The organism is Arthrobacter sp. 9MFCol3.1 (assembly GCF_000620385.1).
Classification (GTDB): Bacteria; Actinomycetota; Actinomycetes; order Actinomycetales; family Micrococcaceae; genus Arthrobacter.
Genome location: NZ_JIBJ01000004.1, coordinates 263,930 through 289,292, shown reverse-complemented (window position 1 = coordinate 289,292; position 25,363 = coordinate 263,930). Strand labels below are relative to the sequence as shown.

At 68.0% G+C, this 25,363-nt stretch carries 23 protein-coding genes and 2 pseudogenes; 9 read left to right on the top strand and 16 right to left on the bottom strand.

From position 1 onward, the window contains the following. Nucleotides 1-77: 77 nt before the first annotated feature. The 5 genes from ruvB to pdxT all read right to left on the bottom strand — a co-directional run bounded on the left by ruvB (nt 78) and on the right by pdxT (nt 4,052). The gene (gene ruvB / locus C560_RS0104140; RefSeq protein WP_026537237.1) at nt 78-1,202 is read right to left on the bottom strand and encodes a Holliday junction branch migration DNA helicase RuvB; all 1,125 of its coding nucleotides are present in this window, start codon (nt 1,200-1,202) and stop codon (nt 78-80) included. Continuing rightward, nucleotides 1,195-1,839: a Holliday junction branch migration protein RuvA gene (ruvA, locus tag C560_RS0104135; RefSeq protein WP_026537236.1), complete on the bottom strand. Its 645-nt coding sequence runs from the start codon at nt 1,837-1,839 to the stop codon at nt 1,195-1,197. The genes ruvB and ruvA overlap by 8 nt, the downstream gene beginning before the upstream one ends. 125 nt (nt 1,840-1,964) lie before the next feature. Beyond that, on the bottom strand, nt 1,965-2,543 hold the full coding sequence (ruvC, locus tag C560_RS0104130; protein WP_026537235.1) for a crossover junction endodeoxyribonuclease RuvC: 579 nt from the start codon (nt 2,541-2,543) through the stop codon (nt 1,965-1,967). Between the two features lie 48 nt (nt 2,544-2,591). After that, nucleotides 2,592-3,347, bottom strand: coding sequence for a YebC/PmpR family DNA-binding transcriptional regulator (locus tag C560_RS0104125; protein ID WP_018773179.1), 756 nt, complete (start codon nt 3,345-3,347; stop codon nt 2,592-2,594). 3 nt (nt 3,348-3,350) lie between these two features. Continuing rightward, a complete protein-coding gene (gene pdxT / locus C560_RS0104120) occupies nt 3,351-4,052 on the bottom strand; it encodes a pyridoxal 5'-phosphate synthase glutaminase subunit PdxT (protein WP_026537234.1) in 702 nt (233 codons plus the stop codon). Between the two features lie 114 nt (nt 4,053-4,166). On the opposite strand from pdxT, the gene C560_RS0104115 reads away from it, so the two are divergent. The 3 genes from C560_RS0104115 to C560_RS0104105 are packed head-to-tail and all read left to right on the top strand — an operon-like array spanning nt 4,167 to nt 6,744. Beyond that, entirely contained in the window at nt 4,167-5,456 is a 1,290-nt protein-coding gene (locus C560_RS0104115; RefSeq protein ID WP_026537233.1) for a Mur ligase family protein, read from the top strand. Beyond that, nucleotides 5,453-6,250, top strand: a complete 798-nt coding sequence (locus C560_RS0104110) for a type 1 glutamine amidotransferase (RefSeq protein WP_018773182.1) — start codon at nt 5,453-5,455, stop codon at nt 6,248-6,250. Before C560_RS0104115 ends, C560_RS0104110 begins: the two co-directional genes overlap by 4 nt. Before the next feature lie 5 nt (nt 6,251-6,255). Beyond that, on the top strand, nt 6,256-6,744 hold the full coding sequence (locus C560_RS0104105) for a GNAT family N-acetyltransferase (RefSeq protein WP_026537232.1): 489 nt from the start codon (nt 6,256-6,258) through the stop codon (nt 6,742-6,744). 59 nt (nt 6,745-6,803) lie between these two features. Here the strand turns inward: C560_RS0104105 and C560_RS0104100 are convergent, their stop codons facing one another. The 3 genes and pseudogenes from C560_RS0104100 to C560_RS21215 form a co-directional block, all read right to left on the bottom strand. Beyond that, nucleotides 6,804-7,640, bottom strand: a complete 837-nt coding sequence (locus tag C560_RS0104100) for an alpha/beta fold hydrolase (protein ID WP_081801616.1) — start codon at nt 7,638-7,640, stop codon at nt 6,804-6,806. Between the two features lie 12 nt (nt 7,641-7,652). Next, a complete protein-coding gene (locus tag C560_RS21220) occupies nt 7,653-8,546 on the bottom strand; it encodes an alpha/beta fold hydrolase (protein ID WP_269320013.1) in 894 nt (297 codons plus the stop codon). Between the two features lie 11 nt (nt 8,547-8,557). Further along, nucleotides 8,558-9,838 (bottom strand): annotated as a pseudogene (locus C560_RS21215) (CapA family protein). An 82-nt stretch (nt 9,839-9,920) separates the two neighbouring features. Between C560_RS21215 and C560_RS0104085 the strand changes: the two are divergent. Further along, on the top strand, nt 9,921-11,933 hold the full coding sequence (locus tag C560_RS0104085) for a M3 family metallopeptidase (RefSeq protein WP_026537230.1): 2,013 nt from the start codon (nt 9,921-9,923) through the stop codon (nt 11,931-11,933). Nucleotides 11,934-12,224: 291 nt separating this feature from the next. Here C560_RS0104085 and pdxS read toward each other — a convergent pair whose 3' ends face one another. The 6 genes from pdxS to C560_RS0104055 all read right to left on the bottom strand — a co-directional run bounded on the left by pdxS (nt 12,225) and on the right by C560_RS0104055 (nt 20,690). Next, complete coding sequence (gene pdxS, locus C560_RS0104080) at nt 12,225-13,151, bottom strand: pyridoxal 5'-phosphate synthase lyase subunit PdxS (protein WP_026537229.1); 927 nt, start codon at nt 13,149-13,151, stop codon at nt 12,225-12,227. A gap of 209 nt (nt 13,152-13,360) precedes the next feature. Continuing rightward, nucleotides 13,361-13,999, bottom strand: coding sequence for a phosphatidylinositol phosphate synthase (pgsA, locus tag C560_RS0104075; protein ID WP_018773189.1), 639 nt, complete (start codon nt 13,997-13,999; stop codon nt 13,361-13,363). Next, nucleotides 13,992-14,645, bottom strand: coding sequence for an HIT family protein (locus C560_RS0104070; RefSeq protein WP_018773190.1), 654 nt, complete (start codon nt 14,643-14,645; stop codon nt 13,992-13,994). Before C560_RS0104070 ends, pgsA begins: the two co-directional genes overlap by 8 nt. A gap of 19 nt (nt 14,646-14,664) precedes the next feature. Then, nucleotides 14,665-16,674, bottom strand: coding sequence for a threonine--tRNA ligase (thrS, locus tag C560_RS0104065; RefSeq protein ID WP_026537228.1), 2,010 nt, complete (start codon nt 16,672-16,674; stop codon nt 14,665-14,667). Nucleotides 16,675-16,821: 147 nt separating this feature from the next. Then, nucleotides 16,822-20,358, bottom strand: coding sequence for a DNA polymerase III subunit alpha (locus tag C560_RS0104060; RefSeq protein WP_026537227.1), 3,537 nt, complete (start codon nt 20,356-20,358; stop codon nt 16,822-16,824). Next, on the bottom strand, nt 20,355-20,690 hold the full coding sequence (locus tag C560_RS0104055; RefSeq protein WP_026537226.1) for a DUF6504 family protein: 336 nt from the start codon (nt 20,688-20,690) through the stop codon (nt 20,355-20,357). Before C560_RS0104055 ends, C560_RS0104060 begins: the two co-directional genes overlap by 4 nt. A gap of 230 nt (nt 20,691-20,920) precedes the next feature. On the opposite strand from C560_RS0104055, the gene C560_RS0104050 reads away from it, so the two are divergent. After that, a complete protein-coding gene (locus C560_RS0104050; RefSeq protein ID WP_018773194.1) occupies nt 20,921-21,307 on the top strand; it encodes a hypothetical protein in 387 nt (128 codons plus the stop codon). A 21-nt stretch (nt 21,308-21,328) separates the two neighbouring features. Here the strand turns inward: C560_RS0104050 and C560_RS0104045 are convergent, their stop codons facing one another. Continuing rightward, complete coding sequence (locus tag C560_RS0104045; protein ID WP_018773195.1) at nt 21,329-21,655, bottom strand: chorismate mutase; 327 nt, start codon at nt 21,653-21,655, stop codon at nt 21,329-21,331. Between the two features lie 14 nt (nt 21,656-21,669). Here C560_RS0104045 and C560_RS21210 point away from each other — a divergent pair. After that, nucleotides 21,670-22,092, top strand: a pseudogene (locus tag C560_RS21210) (VOC family protein). 55 nt (nt 22,093-22,147) lie between these two features. Here C560_RS21210 and C560_RS0104035 read toward each other — a convergent pair. Next, nucleotides 22,148-22,894: an SOS response-associated peptidase gene (locus C560_RS0104035; RefSeq protein ID WP_081801615.1), complete on the bottom strand. Its 747-nt coding sequence runs from the start codon at nt 22,892-22,894 to the stop codon at nt 22,148-22,150. 264 nt (nt 22,895-23,158) lie between these two features. Between C560_RS0104035 and C560_RS0104030 the strand changes: the two genes are divergently transcribed. The 3 genes from C560_RS0104030 (at nt 23,159) to C560_RS0104020 (ending at nt 25,306) form a co-directional block, all read left to right on the top strand. Continuing rightward, nucleotides 23,159-23,416 carry a mycoredoxin gene (locus C560_RS0104030; RefSeq protein ID WP_011692168.1) on the top strand — a complete coding sequence of 86 codons (258 nt, stop codon included), beginning with the start codon at nt 23,159-23,161 and terminating at the stop codon, nt 23,414-23,416. Nucleotides 23,417-23,561: 145 nt separating this feature from the next. Next, nucleotides 23,562-24,647 carry an S-(hydroxymethyl)mycothiol dehydrogenase gene (locus C560_RS0104025; protein ID WP_018773198.1) on the top strand — a complete coding sequence of 362 codons (1,086 nt, stop codon included), beginning with the start codon at nt 23,562-23,564 and terminating at the stop codon, nt 24,645-24,647. Beyond that, nucleotides 24,644-25,306: an MBL fold metallo-hydrolase gene (locus C560_RS0104020; RefSeq protein WP_026537224.1), complete on the top strand. Its 663-nt coding sequence runs from the start codon at nt 24,644-24,646 to the stop codon at nt 25,304-25,306. Before C560_RS0104025 ends, C560_RS0104020 begins: the two co-directional genes overlap by 4 nt. Nucleotides 25,307-25,363 lie beyond the last annotated feature (57 nt).

Genomic DNA, 25,363 nt, shown 5'->3' with positions numbered 1-25,363 from the left:
GCTCTCCGCCCACGGAAACAAAACCCGAACGTGCCGAGCGTCATACCAGTCTAAAGGGAAAAGCTGAAAGAACGGTGCTAGCGGCTGTTACCGATCCATTGAGGATCGGTTTCTTCGCCAAGGTCCCCGCCGGGCCCGCCCATCGGGCTCTGGCCCAGCTCGTCGGCCTGGAACAGCTCGAGCGGGTCCTGGCCGAAGGCGCCGGCCGGAACGGCGAAGCCCAGGTGCGTCCATGCCGGCGCCAGGGCAATGCGGCCGCGCGGCGTCCGGCCCAGCAGTCCCTCCCGCACCAGATAGGGCTCGGCGACCGTTTCCACGGTCTCCGTTTCCTCGCCGACGGCGATCGCGAGCGTGGACAGGCCGACCGGCCCGCCGCCGAACTTGGTAATGAGGGCCTCGAGAACGGCACGGTCCAGCCGGTCCAGGCCGCGCTTGTCCACCTCATACATGTCCAGGGCCGCAGACGCCGCCCGCGCATCGATTTGCTCAATGCCGTGCACGAGCGCCCAGTCCCGGACGCGGCGCAGGAGCCGGTTGGCGATGCGCGGCGTGCCCCGGGACCGGCCGGCGATCTCGCTGAATCCGGCGGAATTGACCTTCAGGTCCAGCAGGCCGGCGGAACGGCGCAGGACCAGTTCCAGCTCCTCGACGGAGTAAAACTCAAGGTGGCCGGTGAAACCGAAGCGGTCCCGCAGCGGCCCGGGAAGGAGGCCCGCCCGCGTGGTGGCGCCGACGAGGGTGAAGGGCGGCAGCTCCAGCGGAATGGCCGTGGCGCCGGCGCCCTTGCCGACGACGATATCGACGCGGAAATCCTCCATCGCCATGTACAGCATTTCCTCGGCCGGCCGGGACATGCGGTGGATTTCATCCAGGAACAGGACCTCGCCCTCGGAGAGCGAGGAAAGGATGGCCGCGAGGTCACCCGCGTGCTGGATGGCCGGGCCGCTGCTGATCCGCAGCGGGACGTTCATTTCGGCCGCGATGATCATGGACAGGGTGGTCTTGCCCAGGCCGGGAGGGCCCGAGAGCAGCACGTGGTCCGCGCTGCGGCCACGCATGCGCGAGGCCTCCAGGACGAGGGAGAGCTGCTTGCGGACCCGGTGCTGGCCCACGAAGTCGTGCAGGTTCTTGGGCCGCAGGGCGGCTTCGATGACCCGCTCCTCCGGCTCCTCTCCCCCGGCGACGATCGACGGCTCAGCCACGCGCGCCTACCCGGTTTCCGGCGCGGGCGCCGTCCTGGCCCAGCCAGCGCAGCGTCGCGCGGAGAATCTCCGCCACATTGCCGTTGGCGGCAAGGTCCGGGGAATCAGCCAGGGACTTGTCGATGCTGGCCGTGGCATCCTTTTCGGACCAGCCCAGGCTAGTCATCGCGGCCACCACCTGCGGCTTCCAGACTGATTCCGCGGACACGGCCGCCACGGGCGCGCCGGCAGTGCCGTGCGGCACAAGCTTGCCGGCGAGTTCGAGCACGATCCGGCCGGCCACCTTCGGTCCGATGCCGGGGACCTTCGTGAAGGCCTTGCCGTCGCCGGAGTGTGCGGCCACCCGGATGGCTTCCGGCTCGTGGACGGCCAGCACAGCCAGGGCGAGGCGGGGACCGACGCCGCTGACGCTGAGCAGCACGTCAAACACCTCGCGCTCGTCATCGCTCGCGAAGCCGAACAGGGTCAGCGAGTCCTCCCGCACGATCAGGGACGTGAACAGCTTTCCCCCTTCACCCACCCGGAGGCCGCTGAGGGTCTGCGGTGTGGCGTTGACGCTCATGCCGGCGCCGTTGAGGTCGATCACGGCGGAGGACAGGCCAACATGCGCAACGGTTCCGCGAAGAAAACTGATCAAGGCCGGGCTCCTGGTCTAACTGACGTCTGTAACTGGGGGATTGAAGAAAGTACGGCCCGGCACGCCGGCTATCCGAACATATCTACGAATACCCTACCAAGCTCCGCGGCGCCACGGCCGGACATTCAGCGCGCACGGCGCGCTTTTGCCTCCGCGTCCGCCCACGCCCGCTGCGCCGGAGTGAGGGCCTGGCTGCCCGGCCCCGTCGTCGAGACGGCGGCGCCGCTGCCGGCCCGCCAGGCATGGGTGATGGCCAACGCGAGGGCGTCGGCGGCGTCGGCCGGGCGCGGGGGCGCGTCCAGCCGGAGGATCTTGGTCACCAGCTTGGTGACGGCGTCCTTGTTCGAGGTCCCGCTTCCCGTCACGGCGGCCTTGACCTCCGACGGGGTGTGCAGCGCCACCGGGATGCCACGGCGCGCGGCGGCCGCAATCACCACGCCGGAGGCCTGCGCCACCCCCATGACCGTGCTGACGTTGAGCTGGGAAAAGACCCGTTCCACGGCGAGGACGTGCGGCTCGTACTTGTCCAGCCACTCATCGATGGATGTGGCGATGACCAGCAGCCGCTGGTCCAGGCTCTCCTCGGGGGAAGTTCCCACGACGCCGAAGGCCACCATGGTGGCCCGCCGGTTCCGCTCGACGTCGACGACGCCGATCCCGCAACGGGTGAGGCCCGGGTCAACCCCCAACACGCGCAGCGTCACGCTTGGGCCGTCAAGACCGGGCCTCAACGTCTCGGCGAGGTGAGCGCGTCACTCAGCTTCCAGTGCGGCCTGCACTTCGTCGCTGAGGTCGGCGTTGCTGTAGACGTTCTGGACGTCGTCGAGCTCTTCCAGGGCGTCCACGAGCTTCATGAACTTCTTGGCGGCGTCGAGGTCCAGCGGCACCTGCATGGACGGCACAAACTCGGCCTCGTCGGTGTCGTACTCGATGCCGGCTTCCTTGAGGGCATCGCGGATGGCCTGCAGGTCGGTCGGCTCGGAGTGGATCTCGAAGCTGTCGCCGTTGTCCTTGACTTCCTCTGCCCCGGCGTCGAGGACTGCCATCAGGACGTCGTCCTCGCTGAGGCCGTTCTTCGGCAGCGAAACGACGCCCTTGCGGGAGAAGAGGTAGCTGACGGAGCCGGGATCGGCGATCGTGCCGCCGTTGCGGGAGATGGCGAGCCGGACCTCGGAGGCGGCACGGTTCTTGTTGTCCGTGAGGCACTCGATCAGCAGCGCGGAACCCTGCGGGCCGCGGCACTCGTACATGATTTCCGTGTAGTCGACGACCTCGCCGGTGAGCCCGGCGCCGCGCTTGATGGCGCGGTCGATATTGTCAGCGGGCACCGACGTCTTCTTGGCCTTGGTGACGGCCAGTTCCAGGCTGGGGTTGCCGGAGAGGTCAGGGCCGCCCATGCGCGCCGCGACTTCGATGTTCTTGATCAGCTTGGCGAACGACTTGGCCCGGCGGCTATCAAGGATGGCCTTCTTGTGCTTGGTCGTCGCCCATTTGGAGTGGCCTGACATGCTTTACGCTTCTCCTCTGATCATTCGAATAAACAGTTCATGCACGCGCTTTTCCCCCGTCACTTCCGGGTGGAAGGAGGTGGCCAGCAGCTTGCCGGAACGCACTGCAACAATTCTAGCCGTCCCGTCCAGGGATCCGGGGTGGCCGGCTTTCGACGGTTCCACCTGGGCGAGGACTTCGACGCCGTCGCCGACGCGCTCCACCCAGGGCCCGCGGATGAAGACGGCGTGGACCGGGGCCACTGCCCCGCCGGCGGCGCTGAACCCGAGCCCCCTGAAGTCCAGGTCCGTCTCGAAGGACTCACGCTGCCGGCCGAAGGCGTTGCGGCGCACGGTGATGTCGAGTCCGCCGAACGTCTGCTGCGGGTTTCCGGCCAGGTCCTTCGCCGGGTCCGCGATCTCGTCCGCCAGCAGGATCATCCCGGCGCACGAGCCGTAGACGGGCAGGCCGGCCTGGATGCGTTCGCGCAGCGGATCCCGGAGCCCGAAGATCCTGGCGAGCTTGTCGATCGTGGTCGATTCGCCGCCGGGGATGATGAGCCCGTCCAGGCCCTCGAGTTCGGCGGGACGCCGGATCCCGACGCCCGCGGCACCGGCGGCTTCCACGGCATGCAGATGCTCCCGGAAATCGCCCTGGAGCGCCAGGACACCAATCCGGAGGCCCGAACCCGCGCGGGATTCAGGGGAAAAAGAGGGGGTGGTCATCCCCACAGCATAATGCGCTGCGCCGCGCCGCAGCGCATGGAAGGCGCATGGAAGGCGCCTGCAACGGCCCCGGGCGTCCGGGTTCCATGCCGCTGCTGGGATATATTACAGAGCATGCTTTACTTCAGCGTTCCGCTCGGCAAGTTCGTCCGCCGGGTCTCCCGGCTCAGGGGCGGAGGCTCGGCCCTCCCCGGGCTGGTGGTCGAAAAAATCGACCCCGATTTCATGCGGCGGACGTTGTCCACGCTGCCGCTGGGGGTCGCCGTCGTCAGTGGCACGAACGGGAAGACCACCACCACCAAGATGGTGGTGGAACTGCTCGAGAGCCAGGGGCTGAAGGTCTTCACCAACCGCACCGGCAGCAACTTCACCCGCGGCGTGGCCGCGGCGCTCCTGGGCGAGGTGGACTGGCGGGGCCGACTCGATGCCGACGTCGCGGTCCTGGAACTGGACGAGGCGCATGCCGTGCACTTCGTCAACAAGGTCCCGCCGCGGTACAGCCTCCTGCTCAATGTCCTCCGCGACCAGCTGGACCGTTTCGGCGAGATCGACAAGACCGCCGAGCTGCTCCAGCACATCGCGTCCAAGACCACCGGGACCGTGGTGCTGAACCGGGAAGACCCGCGGGTCGCCCGGATCGCGCAGACCCTGGACGGGCCGGAGGTGCTCTACTTCGGGCTGGACGATTCCCTGCTGAGCACCTTCCCCAACGACGACGACATGCGCGCCGCCCCGGGCAGCCCGGTGCCGGCCGCCCCCGCCCGGCCCGCCGCCGACGTCGTGTTGCGCCGCGTGGGCGCCGACGACGCCGATTTCGAGTACGACGGCGCGACGGTCACCACGGGGATGAAACTGCGCGGCGTCTACAACATCTTCAATGCCGCCGCCGCGCTGACCCTGGCCCGCGGTGTCGCGGGCGCCCGCGGCACCGGGACCGACCAGGCCGGCCTGCTCACGGCGCTGTCCAAGGTGGCGCCGGCGTTCGGCCGCGGCGAAAGCCTCGTGGTCGATGGCCTCCCGCTGGAACTGGTCCTGGTCAAGAACCCCAGCGGTTTCCGGCTCGGCCTCAAATCCTTCCCGGCCGCGGGGTACGCCACGATGATCGCGATCAACGACAACTACGCAGACGGCCGGGACATGTCCTGGCTGTGGGACGTCGAATTCGACACGCTCCGCGACGGCGGCGTGGACCAGCTCACGGGCTCCCGCGCGTATGACATGGCGCTGCGGCTGCAGTACGACGACGTCGCGATCGGCGCCGTCGACACGGAAATTGCGCCGGCACTGGCAGCGTTCATCCGCGGCGGCGAGGGCAAGCCGAAGAGGATTTTCTGCACCTACACGGCCATGCTGGCCATCCGCCGCGAGCTGTCCAAAATCACCACAGTGGAGGTGGTCTCATGACCCCCCGGTCCCCCGAAACCCCGCACGAGCTGTCCTTTGGGCACGAACTTCCGCCCGAAGATTCCGCGGCCCCCAGCAAGGGAACCATCCGGGTCCTGCAGCTCTACCCGCGGGACATGAACATTTACGGCGACTGGGGCAACGCCCTGGTCCTCGCGCAGCGGCTGCGCTGGCACGGCTACACGCCGGAACTGCTCGAATACAACGTTGGTGACCCGTTCCCGGCAGACGTGGACCTGATCGTCGGTGGCGGCGGACAGGACAGCGGACAGCTCGTCATCCAGGACGACCTCCTCTCGCGCGAGTCCACCCTGAAGCAGATGGCCGACGACGGCACCCCGATGCTCGTGATCTGCGGGCTGTACCAGCTGTTCGGGAAGTTCTTCAAGACCCGGCTCGGGTCCGTCCTGCCGGGCATCGGCATCCTGGACGTGGAGACCCACGGCACCGATGAGCGCCTGATCGGGAACGTCACGGTCTCCTCCCCCGAGTTCGGCAGCATCCTGGGCTATGAGAACCACAGCGGCCAGACCACACTGGGACCGGGCGTCGAACCTCTCGGGACCACCGCCAAAGGCACTGGCAACAACAGCACCGACGGCCAGGAGGGCGCCCGCTACCGCAACATCGTGGCGAGCTACCTGCACGGCTCGCTGCTGCCCAAGAACCCGGCCCTGGCGGATTTCCTGATCCGGACCGCCGTCGAACGCAAATACGGCAGCTTCACCCCGGGCACCCCGGACGACTCCTACGCGGTGCTGGCGCGCGAACACGCCGCCCGCCGGCCCCGCTGACCGGGATGGCAGGCACCGGCGGCGGCACGATCCGGATTGGGCGCGACACGCCCGGGCGGCAGGACGTCCTGCAGCTGCTGGGTGAGCACCTCGCCGACATGTACGCGACCTCCCCGCCGGAAAGCGTCCACGCCCTTGATCCCGCCGCGCTGGCCGGCCCCGGCGTCAGCTTCTGGACGGCCCGGCAGGACTCCCGGCTCCTGGGCTGCGCGGCGCTGAAACACCTGGCCTCCGGCGACGCCGAGATCAAGTCGATGCGGACCGCGCATGCAGCCCGCGGGCGCGGTGTGGCCTCGGCGCTGCTGCGCCACCTTCTGGCGGAGGCCCGGGACAGCGGCTACGAACGCTTGTTCCTGGAGACGGGAAGCCAGGAGTTTTTCGCCCCCGCGCGGCGGCTGTACGAACGGCACGGCTTCATGGGCTGCCCGCCGTTCGCCGGCTACGAAGCCGACCCCAACAGCGTCTTCATGAGCCTGCGCCTCGACGCCGGGTAGCAGCCCGGCAGCTTTCCACGGCCCGGCCTGCCATTACGGGCCCCCGTTGCCGGCTCCCATTAACGGCTCCGGACGAAGGCCAGGACGTCGCGCGGCACCCGCCTGCTCGATCCCGCCCGGAGATGGCCCCACCGCTCGTAGACAATCAGGGTGCAGTCTGGAATCAATCGCGCGGTCTCCTCCGCAACCGTCCTCGGGAAGAACGCGTCCCGCCCGCCGCAGAGCAGCAGGACGGGCGGGCGAATGAGCGGCAGCACCGCCCGTGCGTCGAACGCCAGCTCGGCACGCGACTCCGTCAGGATGTCCGCGGCGGGGCAACCGGCGGGGTCCAGCACGCGCCTGCCGACAACAGGTCCCAGCAGTTCCCGCAGCCACCGGGTCCGCGGGCCGGGTAAGAGGTACTCGGCCAGGACCGTGCCGGCGCGGCCCGGGTCTCCGGCCGCGACGGCGGCGGCCATCCGCTCGTCCACGTCCTTGCCCCACGCGCTCAGTTCGGCCGCCGTGACCACCATCGCGATGTGCCCGAAGGACCGCGGATGGCGGGCGGCCAGGTACTGCCCGATCATCCCGCCGAATGACTCGGCCACCACCAGGTCAACCCGGCCGCCGAACTCCTCGGCGATCAGCCGGGCATAGTCGGCCGCCATGTCGGCGCTGGTGTGCGACTCCGGCATGTTCCGCCGGCGGGTGACAATCCAGATGGCGTACCCGGCCTCCTGATAGGCGGCGAACTCCCGCCGGAACACCCCGCGCAGCACCCCCTGGGGCACAAAGCTCCCCGGTCCGCCCTGGACGAACAAGAGCGTCTTCGGGCCCTGGCCCCACGTCAGGTAGTCCATCCCGTTGGGGAACGTCCCGCTCCGGTATTCCCGAACCCGCCGGGCTGCCCGCGCCATGACGACGCCTGCCTACGGCGTCGTCGTGGGCTGCGGCTGCGGCTGCGGCTGCGGCTGCGGCTGCGGCTGCGGCTGCCGCAGCAGTACCGCGAACTCCGCCGGCCGCGATGCCGGCCACCAGTGGCCGCTGTCCACCCGGATCACCGTGAGGTCATCCACCCAGGATTCCAATCCCTCCACGAGGTCCGGCGACAGGAAGGAATCCTTCAACGGCACCACCACCTGGACAGGCAGCGTCACGCGGCCGCCCGGCGGCCAGTTCACGGCCGAGAAAAAATTGGCGCGGTAGAGGGCCAGGCCGCGGATGGGATCATCGCCGACGTCGCGCTTCGCTGTCTGCGCGTAGCGTTTGGTGAGGAACAGGCGCCAGGCGGCCTCCGGCAGCTTCGGCACAAGGAACGCGGCGATGTACCAGCTGCGGGCCAATTGACCGGCCAGCTGCGGCCACGCCCGTGGACGTGCATACCGGCTGCGCACCCAGCGGGCGAAGTGCCGCAGGTCCGGGCCGGAGATGGACGTGTACCGGCCGATCAGCCCCGCGGCCCTGGGGTCCTGGACTGCGGCCCAGCCCTGGATCGATCCCCAGTCATGGCCCACAAGATGGACGTCCCTGGCTCCGACGGCGGCCAGCACGGCGAACATGTCATCCACGAGCGTCTTCAGGGTGAAGTCCCCGGGGAGGCCGGTGACGGCGGACGCGCCCGCGTTCCGGGTGTCGTAGGCGACCACGTGGTGGCTTCGGGCCAGATCACGGATGGCCGGCAGGTAGACCTGATGGTTGTCCGGATAGCCGTGTACCAGCAGCAGCGTCGGCACGTTCGGTCCCCGCTCCCTGCCATACTCAAACACGGCAAGCTCGGCCCCGTTGGACGCGACGGTGCGCCGCCGTTCGTTGATCATCTCCATGCCGCCCTAGCTTAGGGCCCCGGGGTGAGAATAAGCTCATGGGCGCCCGCCGCCGCGGCGCCCATCGACTCCAGCACGGCCGTGGTGCGCCGGCGCGTGGCCGCGTCCGCCGCCGTTCCGGCACAACGGCCCTGCGGCGCGTCGGCCGCCACCGAACACCAGCGGTAGGGCCCGCGGACCATCACCGACGGCGCCCAGGCCAGGTCCGAGGCGGCCCAGGACCCGGCCGCGTCCTGGCTGAACTGCACCCGGACCAACAGGCCCTCGTTGTTGACGACGAACGACGGCGAGAGCTCGGTGATCCCGTTCCCGAGCCCGTACACAATCCAGGTTCCCTTGTACTTCTCGATCGGCAGCACCGAGTGGCTGTGGTGGCCGTAGACCAGGCTGAACAGGCCGCTGTCCACGAGCGCATGGGCGACGTCGCGCTGCTGGGCGTCGGGCCCATTGGACTACTCCTGTCCGGCGTGCATGACCCCCAGCACGATGTCCGCGCCCAAAGCCCTGGCCTTGCGTGCTTTGGAAATCATGGCATCGGGATCGAGCAGGTCAACCTGCCAGGGCTGCTCGGCGCGCCGCCCGTTGAGGCCATACGTGGCATCAACGACGGCGATTTTGGCCGCGGCGGTCTGCAGGATCAGGATGCCCTGCGACTCCGCCTCGGTCCGGTACGAGCCCGTGTGCCGGAGTCCGGCGGCGTCGAGGGCGTCCAGGGTGCGGATAAGTCCCGCGGTGCCGCGGTCAACGGTGTGATTGCTGGCCGTCGTGCAGGCCTGATAGCCCACACCCCGCACGGCGGTGATGATCTGCGGCGGAACGTTGAAGGAGGGATACCCGGAGTACGGACCGTCCGGGCCGGCCACCGGTGTCTCCAGATGGCAGATCGCCACGTCGCTCTGCTCGATGTAGCGCCGCTGGCCCTCCAGCAACGGGCCGAAGTCCAGCCGCGCCGCGCCGGCAGCGCGGGCGTCCTCGCTGGCCTGCCGCCAGAGCTGGGGGTGGACCAGCATGTCCCCGGTGACGAGGACGGAGGTGCACCGGGCGGCCGCACAGCCTGGACCCTGCCCGGGCGTCGGGGTGGCAGTCGGTGTGGCAGTCGGTGTGGGCGTCGGGGTGCCCGACGGCGGCCGGGCAACGTCAGCCGCTCCCCCGGTACCGCCGGCTCCCGCCGTCGGACCCGGGGGGTTATCCGGCCCGGCAAAGAGTCCGCAGGATGCCAGCAGAAACGCGAGAACAACGGCCGCGGCGACAGCCAGCATCCGGCCCCGCTGCCTTGCGGTCGTGTTCCCCATGCCGCTCATCCTATGGTGGCCGGCATCACAACACACGGAGGCGATCGTTGAGAAGCGGCCGCCTGCATGAAAGAGTCATTTCATGACCAATCCCCTCCTGAGCCCCAGCACCCTGCCCTACGGACTGCCGCCGTTCGCGGATATCGAAGACGCGCACTACGCCGAGGCCGTCGAGGCTGGCCTGGCCGAGCACCTTGCCGAAATCCAGGCCATCGTGGACACCCCGGCGGCCCCGACCTTCGAAAACACGGCCCTCGCCATGGAGCGCTCCGGCCGGCTCCTGGACCGGGCCGCCGCCTCCTTTTTCACCCTGGTTTCCGCGGACGCCTCAGACACCATCAGGGACCTCGAGACCCGACTGTCCCCGCTCTTTGCCGCCCACCAGGACGCGGTCTACCTCAACCGCGGGCTCTACGAGCGCTTCGCGGCGCTGGACGCAACGGTCCTGGACGCGGAGTCCGCCCGGCTCGTCGAGGAATACCTCAAGGAGTTCCGGGCCTCCGGCATCCAGCTCGACGACGCCGGCCAGGAGCGCCTCAAGGAAGTCAACGCCGAGCTTTCCCGGCTCGGCACCGAGTTCGGCCAGCGCGTCAAAGAGGGCATGAAGTCCGCTGCCCTGCTGCTGGATGACGCCGCCGACCTCGCCGGCCTGCCCGCCGACGACGTCGCCAGCGCCGCCGAGGCTGCCCGGACCGCCGGGCACGAGGGTAAGTTCCTGCTGACCCTGATCCAGCCGAGCAACCAGCCCGCCATGGCCGCGCTGGCGAACCGGGATGTCCGCCGTCGCCTCTATGAGGCCTCCATCGGCCGCGGCAGCGACGGCGGCAGCTTCGACGTGCTCGATCTGGTCAAGGACATGGTCCGGCTCCGCGCCGAGAAGGCCAAGCTCCTGGGGTTCGCGAACTTCGCCGAACTCAGCGTGGACCGGCAGACGGCGCCGGACTTCCAGGCCGTTCAGGCGATGATGAGCCGGCTGGCCCCGGCCGCCGTCCGCAATGCCGATGCGGAGGCTGAGGCGCTTGCCGAGGCCGCCGGCCACCCCCTCGAGGCCTGGGACTGGGCGTATTACTCGGCCAAGGTCAAGCGGGAGCGGTATGCCGTGGACGAGCAGGCCTTGCGCCCCTACTTCGAGCTTGACCGGGTTTTGAATGATGGCGTGTTTTTCGCGGCGAACGCCCTGTACGGCGTCACCTTCCACGAACGCGCCGACCTCGCCGGCTACCACCCGGACGTGCGCGTCTGGGAGGTGAAGAATTCCGACGGCACGGACCTGGGCCTGTTCCTGGGCGACTACTACACCCGTGACACGAAGCGCGGTGGCGCGTGGATGAATTCCCTCGTGGAGCAGTCCGGGCTGCTGAACACCCGTCCTGTGGTGATCAACAACCTCAACATCTCCAAGCCGCCGGCCGGCGAACCCACCCTGCTGACGCTGGACGAACTGCGCACCACCTTCCACGAGTTCGGCCATGCCCTGCACGGCTTGTTTTCCGCCGTCACGTATCCGCGGTTCTCCGGTACGAACGTGCCGCGGGACTTTGTGGAATACCCTTCGCAGGTCAACGAAATGTGGATCATGTGGCCTGAGGTCCTGGCCAACTATGCCCGGCACCACGCCACCGGCGAGCCCCTGCCGCAGGAGACCGTGGACAAACTCAACGCCGCGCAGCTGTGGGGCGAAGGCTTTGGCACCACGGAATACCTCGGCGCTGCGTTGCTGGACCTGGCGTGGCATGTCCTGGACGGCTCCGACATCCCGGACGACGCCGTCGAGTTTGAAGCGAAGGCCCTGGCTGCGGCCGGCGTGGCGCACAGCCTGATCCCGCCGCGCTACCGGACCGGCTATTTCCAGCACATCTTCGCGGGAGGCTGGTACGCAGCCGGCTACTACTCCTACATCTGGAGCGAGGTCCTGGACGCCGACACCGTGGAATGGTTCAAGGAAAACGGGGGCCTCAGCCGCGCCAACGGCGACTTCTTCCGCGCCGAACTGCTTTCCCGCGGCAACAGCCGGGACCCGCTGGAGTCCTTCCGCGCCTTCCGCGGCCGGGACTCGGATCTCGGGCCGCTGCTGAAGCGCCGCGGCCTCGACTGACCCGTCTCTTCTGACCCCTCATCGACTGACCCGTCTCGACTGACCCCTCATCGACTGCCCCCTCATCGACTGCCCCGTAGATGCCCTTTTGAGGCCCGATAACGGCAGTTACGGAGCAATCGACGGGGAAAACGAACGACGCCGGGCGGCCACCCAAGAAGGTGACCGCCCGGCGTCGTGGTTATTGCTCTGGCGAGAATCGCGCCCAACTCTCTTGGCTTAATAAGAGAGGGCGCAGAGGCTCAACGTTCGGGGCGCTCAGCGCCACGAACGTTGAGAAGCGCCCGAACGCTACCAGCCGCGCTCGGCGAGGCGGTGCGGCTGGGGGATCTCGTCGACGTTGATGCCGACCATGGCCTCGCCCAGGCCGCGGGAGGCCTTGGCGATCTCGTCCGGGTCGTCGTAGAAGGTGGTGGCCTTCACGACGGCGGCGGCACGCTGGGCAGGGTTGCCGGACTTGAAGATGCCGGAGCCGACGAACACGCCGTCGGCGCCGAGCTGCATCATCATCGCGGCGTCGGCCGGGGTGGCGATGCCGCCGGCGGTGAACAGCACCACCGGGAGCTTGCCGGTCGCGGCAACTTCCTTGACCAGTTCGTACGGGGCCTGCAGTTCCTTGGCCGCGACGTAGAGCTCGTCCTCCGGCATGGAGGCGAGCTTCTTGATCTCGGCGCGGATCTGGCGCATGTGCGTGGTGGCGTTGGAGACGTCCCCGGTGCCGGCCTCACCCTTGGACCGGATCATCGCCGCGCCCTCGTTGATGCGGCGCAGGGCCTCGCCCAGGTTGGTCGCACCGCAGACGAACGGAACGGTGAAGTTCCACTTGTCGATGTGGTTGGTGTAGTCGGCCGGGGTCAGGACCTCGGACTCGTCGATGTAGTCCACGCCGAGGGACTGCAGAACCTGCGCCTCGACGAAGTGACCGATCCGGGCCTTGGCCATGACCGGCACGGACACGGCCGCGATGATCTTGTCGATCATGTCGGGATCGGACATGCGGGACACGCCGCCCTGCGCGCGGATATCGGCCGGAACGCGTTCCAGCGCCATCACGGCCACGGCACCGGCGTCTTCGGCGATGCGGGCCTGCTCGGCGTTGACGACGTCCATGATGACGCCGCCCTTGAGCATCTCAGCCATGCCGCGCTTGACGCGGCTGCTGCCCGTGACGTTCTTCGCGGACGCGCCGGCTTCGCTGCTTACATCAGGTGTAGACACAAAAACCCCTATGGGTAGATAGATGACCTCGCCGGGGGCGCGGACGGCACGTTCATGCCGCGTCTCGCACACACCGGATTACCGGATCCATTGGCCGGTAAGGCTAATACTATCCCCCGGCCGGGGCACGGCAGAATTCGGGTTACAGCAGTCGAATCCCGCGCGGGTACAGGGATTCGGCGCGGCCGTCAGGGCACCGTGTGGCGCGCTCAGGCGGGACGTTCCGTGGCGGTACCTTCGGGTTCCCCAAGCGACTGGCGGTGCACTGTCACGATGCGCTGGATCACTGTCACCAGGCTCGCCGTCGCGAGCAGGCACAGCGTCACCAGCAACACCACGGAGGGCAGGCCCAGGCCGGTGAGACCCGTGACCACCAGCACGGACACGAGGCGCTCTGCGCGCTCGGCGATGCCAACGTTGGCGTGAAAACCCAGGGCTTCGGCCTTGGCCCGGGCATAGGAGACCACCATGCCAAGCACCAGGCAGAGAATGGCGGCGACGGCGATCGCCGGGTTGGCGCCGCCGGTGAAGAACCAGACGGCGACGCCGGCGAACAGGGCGCCGTCGGCCACGCGGTCAAGGGTGGAGTCCAGGAAGTTGCCCCACCGGCCGCCGCGCTGCTGCATCCGGGCCATGATGCCGTCGATGACGTCGGAGAAAATGAACGCCGTGATGAACACGGTCCCCCAAAAGAGCTGCCCGAGCGGGTAGAACACGAGGGCGCCGACCACGACGCCGAGCGTGCCGACCACCGTCACGGCGTCGGGAGAGACCCCGATCCTCAGCAGCCAGCGGGCAACCGGGGAAAACAGGGCGGTGAAGAAACCCCGGGCGTGCCTGTTAAGCATCCTTCTCCCCGGCGGTTTCCTGGTGCGCTGGTATTTGCTGCTTTGGTGTTTCCTGCGGCGCGGGCGTTTCCTGCGGCCAGGCGTCGGCGACCTGCTGTCGGACCTCGCCGAGGGTCTGCGTGACCGCCTTGGTCTGGGCAATGATGGGGAAGAAATTTCCGTCCCCGCCCCAGCGCGGCACCACGTGCTGGTGCAGGTGGCCGGCGATGCCCGCCCCGCCGGTGACTCCCTGGTTCATGCCCAGGTTGAAACCGGAGGGGTTGGCGACCTTCCGCAGCACCCGCATGGCCGTCTGCGTCAGTTCGGCGAATTCCGCCGTTTCCTCGACCGTGAGGTCCGTGTAGTCGGGGATGTGCCGGTAGGGGCAAACCAGCAGGTGGCCCGGATTGTAGGGAAAAAGGTTCAACACCACGTAGCTGGTGCGGCCCCGGTACACGATCAGGGAGTCCTCGTCCCCCCGCTCGGGTGCGGCGCAGAACGGGCAGTCGTTGGGGTCCTTGAACTGGTGCTGGCCGCCCTTGATGTACGCCATCCGGTGCGGGGTCCAGAGGCGCTGGAAAGCGTCCGGGACACCGGCCAGGCCGAAGTCGTCCGTCACGGCGTGGTCGCCCGGATACTCCGGCCCGGCCCCTGTCGATTCCTGCACGCGCTGCCCTTCCGTCTGCCTAGCTGGTCCGGTTGCGGACGGCGTCGACGATCCGCTGGACGGCCTCGGCGACGGGCACACCGTTGTCCTGGCTGCCGTCGCGGAAGCGGAAGGACACCGCTCCCGCCTCGGCATCGTCCCCGCCGGCGATCAGAACGAACGGGATCTTGTCCTTGCTGGCCGTGCGGATCTTCTTCGGGAAACGGTCCGAGGAGATGTCCACCTCGGCGCGGATGCCGGCCGCCTTGAGCTGGTCCACGACGTCGAACATGTAGTCGTTGAAGGCCTCCGCGACCGGGATCCCCACCACCTGGACGGGTGCCAGCCAGGCAGGGAAGGCGCCGGCATAGTGTTCGGTGAGCACGCCCATGAAGCGTTCCACCGAGCCGAACAGGGCGCGGTGGATCATCACGGGCCGCTGCCGGGTGCCGTCGGCGGCCTGGAACTCGAGTTCGAAGCGTTCGGGCAGGTTGAAGTCCAGCTGGATGGTGGACATCTGCCAGGTGCGGCCGAGTGCGTCCTTGGCCTGGACCGAAATCTTGGGGCCGTAGAACGCGGCTCCGCCCGGATCAGGGATGAGCTCGAGCCCGGAGGCTTCAGCCACCTCGGCAAGGGTGCGGGTGGCTTCATCCCACGCGGCGTCGTCGCCCACGAACTTGTCTTCGTTCTTGGTGGAGAGTTCGAGGTAGAAGTCGTCCAGGCCGTAGTCCTTGAGCAGGCCCAGGACGAAGTTCAGCGTGCTGGTGAGCTCGTCCTTCATCTGCTCGCGCGTGCAGTAGATGTGGGCGTCGTCCTGGGTCATGCCCCGGACGCGGGTCAGGCCGTGCACCACGCCGGACTTCTCGTAGCGGTAGACCGAGCCGAATTCGAAGAGCCGCAGGGGCAGTTCGCGGTAGGACCGGCCGCGGGAGCGGAAGATCAGGTTGTGCATGGGGCAGTTCATCGGCTTGAGGTAGTAGTCCTGGCCGGGCTTGCGGACCGTGCCGTCCTCGTTCAGCTCCGCGTCGATGTGCATCGCCGGGAACATGCCCTCCTTGTACCAGTCCAGGTGGCCGGAGACCTCGTACAAGTGGCCCTTGGTGATGTGCGGGGTGTAGACGAAGTCGTAGCCGGCATCGACGTGGCGCTGGCGGGAGTAGTCCTCCATGGCCTTGCGGATGATGCCGCCCTTGGGGTGGAAGACCGGCAGGCCCGAGCCGAGCTCGTCCGGGAAGGAGAACAGGTCCAGCTCCGCGCCGAGCTTGCGGTGGTCGCGGCGCTCGGCCTCGGCAATGCGCTCCTGGTAGGCCTTGAGCGCGTCCTTGGTGGGCCAGGCGGTGCCGTAGATGCGCTGCAGCTGTTGGTTGTTCTGGTTGCCCAGCCAGTAGGCCGCCGAGGACCGGGTCAGCGCGAAGGCGTTGGAGATCAGCTTGGTGTTCGGCAGGTGCGGGCCGCGGCACAGGTCGCACCAGACGCTGTCCCCGCTCTTGCGGTCCACGTTGTCGTAGATGGTGATGTCGCCGGCGCCGACCTCGACGCTGACGCCCTCGCCGGCATCGGCGGCGACATTCTTCTTACCCAGCAGTTCGAGCTTGTAGGGCTCGTCCTTCATCGCCTCGCGGGCCTCGTCCTCGGTCACGACGCGGCGCACGAACTTCTGGTTCTGGTTGATGATCTTCTGCATCATCTTTTCGAGCTGGCGGAGGTCTTCCGGGGTGAAGGGTTCAGCGACGTCGAAGTCGAAGTAGAAGCCGTCCGTGATGTAGGGGCCGATGCCGAGCTTCGCGTCGGGGCGCAGCTGCTGCACGGCCTGGGCCATGACGTGGGCCGTGGAGTGGCGCAGGACGTTGAGCCCGTCCGGGGAATCAATGGTGACGGCCTCAACGTTGGCGTCCTCGGGAAGGGGCTGGTCCAGGTCCTTCAACTCGCCGTTAACGCGGGCCACAACGACGTCGCGGCGCTCAAAGAAGAGTTCCGCGCCGGTGGTCCCGGTAGTCACCTTGGTCTCTTCGCCGTCGACGAGAAGGGTGATCTGCTGGGCATCTGACACGGGTGTCTCCTATTCAAAGTTAAGGCTTCGTAGCTTGTGGCGTACGGGGACCACAGCCAGCCTCGTCCATGCTATCGGTTTCTCCGGAGGCCAACCAACGCGCCACGGGCGCGGCCGCAACCCAGCAGCGGCCCCGCCGCGGGCCGGTCAGCCGCCCAGCCCGGTGATGGCGAGGTTCCTGCTGATCCCGTCCAGTGGGCCGGACAGGTGGCCGGACAGGGGGCCGGACAGGGGGCCGGACAGGTAAGGCTCCTGCTGGCCGTCGACGCCGGATTCCGGGGCCGGGAACGGCAGGCTCTTGGGGCGGCTGAGGTCCCAGGCCATGGAGGCGCTGATACTGATCCCCCGCGGCCCGGTCCGGCGGGTGGTGCCGCGGATCAGCAAAAGGCGGGTGCCGAACAGCAAGGATCCGGACTGCTCCTGCGCTTCGTGGAAGAAGACCGAATCCACGCAGCCCGTGCCGTCGTCGACGCTGATGAACACCACCCGCCGGCCGCCGCGCATGGGCGGAGTCTGGGTGGCCACCCGGACCCCGGCAACCAGCACCTCCGTGCCGTTGCGCAGGCCCAGCAGCTTGTCCGCGGTGGTGACGCCGAGCCGGTCCAGCAGCGGGCGGTGGCTGGTCATGAGGTGCTCGCTGACGTCCACGGCCATAAGGTCCAGCTCCGCACGGACGTTGTCCACCATGCTGGGTGCGGGCAGCGCCGGCAACAGGTTCGTCAGCTCCACGTCCCCCAGCGGCAACGCCAACTGGCCCTCAATGACCTCCACGCCCTTCCGCAGGGGGCGGGCCTGGAGTTTCTGCAGGTGCTGGACCAGATCCGCCCGGTTGGCGTCTCCCCCGGATGCCCGGTGCAGCGAATCGAAGGCCCCCAGCTGGGCCAGTCGTTGGATGCTGGGCCGGCTGAGCCGCGACCTGGCCCGCAGGTCCGCCAGGGAGTCATAGGGCTGGCCGGCCACAATCCGTTTCAGCTCGGCGCCGGAGAGTCCGAAGATGCCGTTCAGGCTCAGGCGGATGCCCAGCCTGCCCCGGTCCGGCCCGGATTCCACCCGCTCCACCCGGTACTCGGCCTGGCTCCGGTTGATGTCGAGGGGAAGGATGGGGATCCCCAGCCGGCGGGCCTCGGCCACGAGCAGGCGCTTGGGGTACATGCCGGGGTCGTGTTCCCAGAGCCCGGCGAGGAAGGCCTCCGGGTGGTGTGCCTTCAGCCAGGCGGACTGGTAGGTGGGCACGGCGAAGGCGGCGCCGTGGGCCTTGCAGAACCCGAAGCTGCCAAAGGCCTTCAGCGTGCCCCAGACCTTGTCCACCACCTCGGGACCGTAGTTCCTGGCCCGCGCCTCCTTCCGGAAGAACTCCTCCACCCTGGCCTCAAGCACCTCATTGCCCAGCGCACGGCGGAATTCGTCGGCGCGCGCCAGCCCGCACCCGGTCATGACGTCGAAGGTCTTGAGGATTTGTTCGTGGAAGACCGTGACCCCGTGGGTCTCTTTCAGGACCGGCTTGAGGTCGGGGTGCGGGTAGACCTCGGGGGCGAATCCGTGCCGGTGCTCCAGGAAGGGACGGACCATGTCGGATTTCATCGGACCCGGCCGGAACAGCGAGATGTCAATGATGAGGTCGTTGAATTCCCGGGGGGCCAACTTTCCGATCAGTTCGCGCTGGCCCGGGGACTCGATCTGGAAGCAGCCCAGGGTGTGGGTGCTGCGGATCAGTTCAAAGGTTGGCTCATCATCGAGCGGGACCGCGTTGAGGTCGATGTGCCCGTCCCCTGAGATGTAATCCGGCCCGGTCCCGTCAGGGCCGGCCGGATGCGCTCCGGCGGCCACCACCTCGGCCTTGGAGGGGTGGAGCCGGATGACTTCCCGGACGGCGAAGGCCATGGCGCTCTGCATCCGGACGCCCAGGACATCGAGCTTGAGCATGCCCATGGGGTCCATGTCGTGCTTGTCGAACTGGCTCATGGGCAGGCCCAGGCCGCTGGGCTGCACGGGGGTGCGGTCCAGCAGGGTGGCATCGCCGAGGATGACCCCGCACGGGTGCATGGAGATGTGGCGGGGCAGCCGGTCCAGCCGCTCCGTGAGGTCCACCAGCAGGTCCAGCTGCTGGTTTTCGGTGAAGCCGCGCTGCTCCACCCGGTCCGCGAATTCCTTCAGCTCGGGTTTCTCCACGAGGGCTTCGCGGAAGTGCCGGGCCGAGAACCGCCACAGCTGCTTGGCGATTTCCCCGACCTCGCCGTCGTCCATGCCCAGGGCCAGGCCGGCGTCGCGCACGGCACCGCGAGCGCGGTAACCGTTCTGCATGCTCATCAGCGTGACGCGTTCGGCTCCGAAGCGCTCAAAGATCTTCCGGTAGACGTTGTGCCGTTCTGCGCTTTCGACGTCGATGTCAATGTCCGGCAGCGTGGCGCGGTCCCGGGAGAGGAAGCGTTCAAAGATGAGGTCGTGCTGGAGCGGGTTCACCTGGCTGATGTCGATCAGGTAGTTGACCAGGCTGGAGGCGCCCGAACCGCGCGCGGCCGCCCGGACGCCCAGGTCCAGGATCATCCGGGAGACCTCTGCGACGGTCAGGAAGTAGGAGGCGAAGCCGAGTGAGTCGATGATCCGGAGCTCGTGCTCCAGCCGGGCCCGCAACTGCTGTTCCCGCTGCCCGGAAATTCCCGGGAAGCGGCGGCCGATGCCGGCCTCACAACGCAAGGTCAGTTCGGCGAGCGCGTCGCCGTCGATCCCGATCACGGAGGCCTCCGGGACCACGGGCTGTTTCCAGCCCATGTCGGCTTCTGGATCCATGCGGCAGCGGTCCGCGAGCGCCTCGGTCTGGGCCAGGAGCCGCTTGAGGTCCGCCGTGCCGTAGCCGGCGGCGTGGATGATCTCCTTGCCCAGCTGCAGCATCTGGGCCGCCGATTTCAGCCAGCCCTGCCCGTTGGGCTGCAGCAGCGGGGCGGCGGAGAGCTCGGGGAGGGATTTCAGGGTCCGGGCCGAGTCCAGCACATCGGCGGTGGCCGCGCCGTCCTCGGCCACATACCGCACGGCGTTGCTCAACACGGCGGGCACCCCGTGTTCTGCGGCGAGTTTAAGCATGCGCACCGCATGGGCGGTGCTCAGCGGCTCCCCGGGCGGGCTGAGCTGGGACACAACCTCCGCCGCGAGGGTTCCGGGAGGCATGGCGTCCAGCCAGCGTTTGAACAGGGTGCGGGGCCGCAGGTAGCGCCGGCCGCCCATGGCCCGGCCGACGTCGGAGTCCGGGCCGATCAGCACTGTCAGGACCGGTTGCAGGGTTTCCGGGTGCAGGGTGCGGGAGGCCAGTTCCGCCCGGGTGACGGCCACCGGCACTATTCCCCCGGCCTTGCCCGTAGTGCGGGCATGGGCGTCGGAGATCAGCCGGCACAGCGCCCGGTAGCCGGCGCCGTTGTTGTGTCCATGCGCCAGCACGACGACGCGTCCCCCGAGCTGGGTGCGGTGGTCGCCGTCGTCGTCGAAGACCGCAAGGTCCACCCCGACGACCGCATCCAGCCCGGCGGCCATGCACGCCTTCAGGTGCTTGACGGTCCCGTACAGGCCGTCACGGTCCGTGCAGGCCAGCGCTGTGGCGCCGTCTGCGGCGGCCGCGGCGGCGAGTTCATCCGGCCAGGAGACGCCATAGTGGGCGCTGAAGGCGGTGGAGACGTGCAGATGGGTGAAGTTCATGCTGATTCGGACTTCCGGAGGGGCTGCAGGGCGTCGTGGATCTTCAGGAGCCGCCACCGGCCGCTGCCTACGTGCCGGGTCAGGTCCAGGGTGAGGGTCGAATCCGCGGCGTGATCCCCGGCGGCTCGCACCTGGACCCGCCAGATCTCGTAATCCACCAGGCCAGGCCCGCTCCCGAGCGGCGCCCGGCGTTCCTCCGCCCACCACTGGCGGCGTTCATACCAGCGGACGGGTTCCGCGCAGACCGTATAGCGCCGGCCGGCCCAGTCCAGGCGCAGGGGCTGGCCGGAGGGCGTGCAGACGACATCCACGGACTCGCTGAAAATGCCCACGTTGCCTCCCGACCCAGTCCGGGCTGGAGCCGGCCCAGTCCCCGCTTCGACTTCCTACGTCTATTCCGCTTCCAGCGCCTTGTGTTTCAGCGCCTTCTGTTGCAGCGCCTTCTGTTTAAAGCCCTGTATTTATTCGAACATATCTTCGAATAAATACAGTCTACGTCGGAGAGGCGACAAAACCCAGATCGGGGGTGGACGGACGATTGCACAGGTAGCAGGATTGAGCCATGAGCTCCCATATCGCACTCCTGAAGCACGTAAAGATCGCCGCCAAGAATTCAACCTTGGTGGCGACCTTCGATATAGACGGAAATATCCCGGGGCAGGGCGCCTACGTGGTGGGCCTACTGGCAGCCGGGCCGGATTACTCCCATCAGCGCAGACTGGGCATTGAGTTCATGAACGGCGAGGCCGTGTCCTTCTACTACTTCAACCATGACGGCACGGAAGAGAACTTCGACCTCAAAGGCGTGGAACACTCAGGAAACACCATCACCGGGAACTTCCCCATTGCAACTGTGCTTGGCCTGCCCAAGGGCCATCTCATGACGGCCTTCAGCGACTGTGACGGCCGGGATTACCAAGCCAACGTGCCTGTTGAAGAGGCCCTCTAGGCAACTTCTTATGGGCTCCCGCTAGGAAGTGGACTTGTACACTTCCAGCTCGAGCGTGATGAAGGCATCGATCATCGCCCGGTAAGTCTTCTCGACAAGTTCGACGTCGATGTCCTTCTTTTCCGCCGTGGCGCGGACATGTTCGATGACCCGCTCCACGCGCCCGGGCGCACGGACCTCGGCGCTGTCCGCCTTGAGGGTCCCCGCGATCCGGATCAGCCGCTCGCGGCGCCCGATCAAGGACACAATCTGCTCGTCCACCTCGTCAACAGCCACCCGCACGGCGGCGAGCTGTTCGCGGTCGGCCTGGGCGGCCTTGTCGTCTGCGTGATTTGTGGGCATGTGCATGACATTATCGAAAGATGCAGCCACGAGTCGACTTCATATCGCTAGGTGTCCGCAGTGTTGACGCCTCACGCCGGTTCTACGTTGAGGGCCTCGGCTGGCCCGCCCACCGGGAAGTCCCCGAGGAGGTGCTCTTCATCCAGGTCAACCATGGGCTCATCCTCTCGCTCTGAGACGCGGGCCAGATGCAGTCCGAAGCGGCCACCGATCCCCCTGCCGGCATTGCGAGCATTACGCTCAGCCACAACCTGGCCAGCACGGCGGAAGTCGACCGGGTGATGGCCGAAGCCGAGACCGCGGGAGCCCGCATCGTTGCGGCACCGAGGACCCAGCCCTGGGGCGGCTATACAGGCTACTTCGCCGATCCCGACGGCTACCGCTGGGAAGTCGCCTTCAACCCCGGCTGGTCGGTCGACGGCGGCGGCAAAGTGACGCTCTGACCTCAGGTGCCAACGCCTCCACGCGGGGCGGTCAATAGATGTGCCGGGGCAACCGCTAGAACAGGCTCCCGACCGGCTGGATGAGTTCCGGTGAGTCATTCTTGACGTTCCCGACGGCGGTGCCGACGGCGTCGATCGTCCAGCCTTCCGCCACGTCGTGCGCCCCGGCCCGGACCAGATCCACGAGGCCGGCCGCGTCATCGGCCTGCGGGTCCAGCCAGGTCTGCATGGTCTCGCGGTTCATGGGCAGCGGAACCCTGTCGTGCAGCGCGGTCAGCTCGGCCAGCATTCCCCCGGCGTAGCCCTCCGGCGGCGAGTCGGTGGTCATGATCGAGGTCGAGAGCATCCAGCGCTCCGGGTCGCCCTCCGCCTTGGACGGGTCCCGCCACCACTCATAAAGCCCAGCGAAGACAATGGGGCGTCCGTCCTTGGGATGGACGTAGTAGGGCTGCTTGGTGCGGCCCTCCCCCTTCCACTCGTAGTAGCCGTCCGCCGGGACGGCGCAGCGGCGTGCGCGGGTCGCTTTCCGGAAGGCAGGCTTCTCCAGCACGGTCTCGCTGCGGGCATTGATCATCTTGGACCCGATGCCCGGGTCCTTGGCCCAGGACGGCACCAGGCCCCAGCGCGCAATGTGCAGTTGACGGACCGGCTCCCCCTCCACCAACCGTTCGAGCAGGATCGGCACATCCGCCGTCGGAGCCACGTTCCACGACGGTGGAATCGCGATCTCATCCTCCAGCCCGGCATCGAATTCGGCCAGCAGGTCTCCGACGGCCCGGGCCATCACGTAGCGTCCACACATGGCACCAGCATGCCACCGCACCCATCCCATGTCATCCGCCCCAGCCTCCCGGCTGGGCCCCGCCGAGGTCGCCGGAAACCTGCGATTTCGCCGGAGCTTTGCGGCGACTCCGCTGCTTTCCCGCGAATTCGCATCCGCCCCAGCCTCCGTCACGCGCCTGCGGGAATAGCGGGCTGCGGGGTACGGTTGTTGGCAGTGACGTACGACTTCAGTGGGCGCCCGGCCCGACATGCCGGCCCCAACCACTTACTTGAGGAGAACTTCGTGGATTTCACCCCCGAATCCGGCACCATCACCATGTTTTCGACCACGTGGTGCGGCTACTGCAACCGGCTGAAGAAGCAGCTGGACGCGCAGGGCATCGGGTACACCGAGATCAACATCGAGGAAGTCGAAGGCACCGCCGATCTCGTCGAGCAGCTCAACGGAGGCAACCGCACGGTCCCCACCGTGCTGTTCCCGGACGGCACCGCCGCCACCAACCCCTCCGCAGCAGAGGTCAAGAGCCGGCTCGCCGCCTAGGCCCATCCTGCATCCAAGGACACCACCAAACCACGACGGCGCGGCCTCCCAAGGGCCGCGCCGTCGCCCGTTGCGCCAGTATGTTGCGCCAGCAACCAGTAAGTTGTGCCAGTAATCCGCGTTCCAGAGCAGAGGAGCTTGTTTCATGGTCCATAAAGTCAAGGCCGCAGTAGTCCGTTCCAAGAATGCCGACGTCACCCTGGAGACAATCCTGGTGCCGGACCCCGGCCCCGGCGAGGCCCTCGTGGACATCCTGACCTGCGGTGTCTGCCACACCGATCTGCACTACAAGCAGGGTGCCATCAACGACGACTTCCCCTTCCTGCTCGGCCACGAGGCCACCGGAGTTGTCAGTGCCGTCGGACCCGATGTCACCGAGGTCGCCCCCGGGGACCGCGTGGTGCTGAACTGGCGGGCCGTCTGCGGCGAGTGCCGCGCCTGCCGCCGGGGCCAGCCGCAGTACTGCTTCAACACCCACAACGCCACCCAGAAGATGACGCTGGAGGACGGCACGGAGCTGACGGCCGCGCTGGGCATCGGTGCCTTCGCCGAGAAGACCCTCGTGGCGGCCGGCCAGTGCACCAAGGTGGACCCCGACGCCGATCCCGCCGCCGTCGGCCTGCTCGGCTGCGGCGTCATGGCAGGCATCGGCGCGGCGATCAACACCGGAAACGTCCAGCGCGGCGATTCGGTCGCCGTGATCGGCTGCGGCGGAGTCGGCGTGGCCGCCGTCGCCGGCGCTGCGCTCGCCGGAGCCACCACGGTGATTGCCGTCGACATCGACGCCAAGAAGCTCCAGCGCGCCAAGGACCTCGGCGCCACCCACACGGTGGACTCCTCCGCCGGCGACCCCGTCGAAGCGATCCGCGAACTGACCGGCGGTTTCGGCGCCGATGTGGTGATCGACGCCGTCGGCCGCCCGGAAACCTACAAGCAGGCCTTCTACGCCCGGGACCTCGCCGGCACGGTGGTCCTGGTGGGTGTGCCGAGCCCCGAGATGACCCTTGAACTGCCGCTGCTGGATGTTTTCGGCCGCGGCGGCTCACTGAAGTCCTCCTGGTACGGCGACTGCCTGCCTTCGCGCGACTTCCCCACACTCATCAGCCTCTACCGGCAGGGCAAGCTGGACCTGGACGCCTTCGTGACGGAGCGGATCACGATCGACCAGATCGAGGAAGCCTTCACGAAGATGCACGCCGGCGCCGTGCTGCGCTCGGTGGTGGAGCTGTGAACGCCGGCTCTGAGAGCATCCGGATCGACCGGCTGGTGACCTCCGGGACGTTTTCCCTCGACGGCGGGACCTGGGATGTCGAGAACAACGTCTGGATCCTCGGGGATGACACCGAATGCGTCATCATCGACCCGGCCCACGATCCCGCTGCCGTGGCCGCCGCCGTCGCGGGCAGGAAGGTCACGGCAATCCTGCTCACGCACGGCCACGATGACCACATCCGCGCCGTGGGCGAGGTCCGGTCGCTCGTAAACGCGCCCGTGTACCTGCACCGGGACGACTGGATGCTGTGGGAGCGGGTCTTCCCCGGCACCGAGCCGGACCACGCCATTGCCGACGGCGACACGTTCGACGTCGCGGGGGCAAGGCTCGTGGCACTGCACACCCCCGGCCATTCGCCCGGGTCGGTGTGCTTCCTTCTCGAGAGCGAGGGCACCGTGCCTAGCGAAAAAACGGTGTTCAGCGGGGACACGCTGTTCCAGGGCGGCCCCGGGGCGACGGGCCGCTCCTTCAGCGACTTCCCGACCATCATCGAGTCCATCCGGGCCCGGCTTCTGCCGCTCCCGGCCGGCACGACGGTCCGGACCGGCCACGGGGATCCGACGACGATCGGCGCCGAGGCACCGCACCTTGAGGAATGGATCGCGCGGGGACACTGACCGCATCCAGGCAAAGGCCCGGTCCACTGCTTCCGGACCGGGCCTTTCCGCCATAGG

Bases quoted from the DNA above. Each gene is read 5' to 3' on its own strand.
- C560_RS0104125 (WP_018773179.1), bottom strand. From the start codon at position 3,347: ATGTCAGGCCACTCCAAATGGGCGACGACCAAGCACAAGAAGGCCATC.
- pdxT (WP_026537234.1), bottom strand. From the start codon at position 4,052: ATGACCACCCCCTCTTTTTCCCCTGAATCCCGCGCGGGTTCGGGCCTC.
- C560_RS0104115 (WP_026537233.1), top strand. From the start codon at position 4,167: ATGCTTTACTTCAGCGTTCCGCTCGGCAAGTTCGTCCGCCGGGTCTCC.
- C560_RS0104110 (WP_018773182.1), top strand. From the start codon at position 5,453: ATGACCCCCCGGTCCCCCGAAACCCCGCACGAGCTGTCCTTTGGGCAC.
- C560_RS0104105 (WP_026537232.1), top strand. From the start codon at position 6,256: ATGGCAGGCACCGGCGGCGGCACGATCCGGATTGGGCGCGACACGCCC.
- C560_RS0104100 (WP_081801616.1), bottom strand. From the start codon at position 7,640: ATGGCGCGGGCAGCCCGGCGGGTTCGGGAATACCGGAGCGGGACGTTC.
- C560_RS21220 (WP_269320013.1), bottom strand. From the start codon at position 8,546: ATGGAGATGATCAACGAACGGCGGCGCACCGTCGCGTCCAACGGGGCC.
- C560_RS0104085 (WP_026537230.1), top strand. From the start codon at position 9,921: ATGACCAATCCCCTCCTGAGCCCCAGCACCCTGCCCTACGGACTGCCG.
- pgsA (WP_018773189.1), bottom strand. From the start codon at position 13,999: ATGCTTAACAGGCACGCCCGGGGTTTCTTCACCGCCCTGTTTTCCCCG.
- C560_RS0104060 (WP_026537227.1), bottom strand. From the start codon at position 20,358: ATGAACTTCACCCATCTGCACGTCTCCACCGCCTTCAGCGCCCACTAT.
- C560_RS0104050 (WP_018773194.1), top strand. From the start codon at position 20,921: ATGAGCTCCCATATCGCACTCCTGAAGCACGTAAAGATCGCCGCCAAG.
- C560_RS0104045 (WP_018773195.1), bottom strand. From the start codon at position 21,655: ATGCACATGCCCACAAATCACGCAGACGACAAGGCCGCCCAGGCCGAC.
- C560_RS0104035 (WP_081801615.1), bottom strand. From the start codon at position 22,894: ATGTGTGGACGCTACGTGATGGCCCGGGCCGTCGGAGACCTGCTGGCC.
- C560_RS0104025 (WP_018773198.1), top strand. From the start codon at position 23,562: ATGGTCCATAAAGTCAAGGCCGCAGTAGTCCGTTCCAAGAATGCCGAC.